Raw genomic sequence first — 2,244 nt, forward strand, 5'->3', positions numbered from 1 at the left:
CTCAATTTATCTTGCTAGTTGGAGCCTTTCAGTCACTGCTTGGAATTCCTTCTTTAGCTCAAGATTTTCGAATGGAACTAAAGAGGGCGTCTGCAATTGCATGACTTCATCATAAAGCCCTTTGGAGTCTTTCATTAGCGAGACCAGGTCGGCGGCAACTTTAACTGTTTTCAGTGTGTTTTCAGCCAATTTGAGAAGGCTTCTTACAATCTCACGAGCCTGCAGTGCCCTAGCTCTATCTTCGAGCAATGCTGTTTCATAGATTGAGGCAACCTCGACGGTGAACTCTTGGGACTGCAAGTTGTTTTCGTATGATCTCAGGTGCTCTTCTGGCATGCTCTTCATAAGCGCTTGCGTTTCTGCAATGAGTAATTCGGCGTGTTGCTTGATTCTAGAAATACCGGGCAGATAATTCTTATCCATCCGTTCGATGTATTCTGTCTGGATAAACTCCTGCAGTTCCAACAATCCGATATACATCGCGTAATATTTTTGTGCAGTAGACGTTTTTTCGCCGCTTGCTTGTTTGGCTTCTGAGAATTGGATCGTAAGCTGCGATATGATTGCAAAGACAGTGGTCATCTTTGTCACGTCTCCAGAATCAATTCGAGACAGTAACACCTCAGCTTGATCCGTGCTTATGACAACATTGTATATCTCGAAATGTGCCACGAAGTCAGAAAGTAGCCGCCTTCTTTCGTCCTGCAAGCTGGTATGGAGCAACTTCACTTTTTTAAGCCGCTGTTCTAATCGATTTTTCTCTTTCCCAACTGCATGCGAGGACCCTGCAATCAAGTCAGAAATGTCTTCCTCTGTCGATTTGATTTTGGCTAGACAATCAATATATCCAATACGCACTGCCTCGAGGTTTTTGTCGTTAAAGTCTATCTGCAGCCGATTGAGAAGTGCATTTATACGCCTGTCCGCCATTGAGAAAGTTGATTTCTGAGCAAGCGAACGATTGCTATTAACCTTTTCTCTGATTGAAGCAGAAAGCCGATCTAAGTCCTTAGCCCGGCGGCCCCAAGCTTCAGAAGCTCTGTCTGTCAGAGCTGGGACCGCTGAGATTGCTTTTGGGTTACTCGAAAATAGTGAAAGAAAATCATGGATATCAACTTTCCCATCACCGTCTCGATCAAGAAAATTTAAGTAAGGCGACTTCGATTTGGTTTCAGACATTAAACGCTCCATAAGCTGCCGTCAGGAACATAGCTTAGGGTAGACCTCCAACTCTAGCCAGCCCCCATCCTATCCCCCATTACTTACCCTTATCTTCTCTTTTTTTTTATTCTTCTTCTTCTTCCTCTTAATTATTCATTACTTATACCTATTACTCAGTAGGAAGCCCTAGCCCATAGTAGACCCCTCAGAGACCCCCAATACGGGAAGCCCTGAGTAGGCAATCCTCACCAACGGCGCTGGGCATGACCTAAGAGCGCTAATTAGTTGGGTGACCTGAGTGATTGTTCATCCTAGGGGTCCAGTTTTTCTGATCGCAGGGGTTGTTTTCCAGATCTGCTGATGCCATACGTTCTCTCCCCTATGAAACAGATACAGGGGGCTCACACCCGGCTGATTTTACGCCACAACCAGTGAGCAACGTGAGGTACTTACCACATGTCCATTATTACAATTACGAATACGACCACTACTACCATTTTTACTACCGAGACCTTTGACAGCCACGGCCACGACCTTTGTATGTGCGAGGCAGCCGACAGTCACAAAACTCCCGAATACAGCTACGAAGTAATCAGTCTGGACAAGCAGAGCTGCTTTTTTGTCGAGCCTGATGGACCTATTACGAGCGCTTGTGCCTGTACAATTTCTGATTTTACAGAAGATACAGGGGTCGATTTAGCAACCCTCCAAAAACATGCCTTATCTGGTGAACCGATGACGATAGCCGGGGAACCTGGGCTGTGGACCGTAGGGAACTGCATTTCAAACTACCCCTAAAATAGCTTTCCCGTCTGGGCATCCTTAGGGGTGTTCAGGCGGGGACCTCCCCACCTCATTTTTTTGCTTTTCCCACAACCCTTCTTCGGGGCGCAGGACACTCTCTGAGAGATCCCAAAGTTGGTCTCTCTGGCCCTGTCGCCCCATAAAAAGGGCCCAACTGAACTGATGGCTGATCCTCCCCATTCTAGGCCGAAATGCCCCCAAAACTGCCCCGCTTTCTGGCCGCTATGACGTAAGCTGATGAAAGGGCTGGGTTGGCTGGGGTTCCTACCATCCCAGCCA

1 protein-coding gene is annotated in these 2,244 nt (G+C 47.0%); it reads right to left on the minus strand.

The features are described 5' to 3' along the window. Positions 1-6: 6 nt before the first annotated feature. The gene (locus ACN0IC_RS15025; RefSeq protein WP_416879576.1) at positions 7-1,179 is read right to left on the minus strand and encodes a hypothetical protein; all 1,173 of its coding nucleotides are present in this window, start codon (positions 1,177-1,179) and stop codon (positions 7-9) included. Positions 1,180-2,244 lie beyond the last annotated feature (1,065 nt).

This window comes from Litorimonas sp., from assembly GCA_029936425.1.
Lineage (GTDB): Bacteria > Pseudomonadota > Alphaproteobacteria > Caulobacterales > Maricaulaceae > Litorimonas.

What these genes read in the sequence shown, in the direction of transcription:
- ACN0IC_RS15025 (WP_416879576.1), bottom strand. Translation starts at nt 1,179, where the DNA reads ATGTCTGAAACCAAATCGAAGTCGCCTTACTTAAATTTTCTTGATCGA.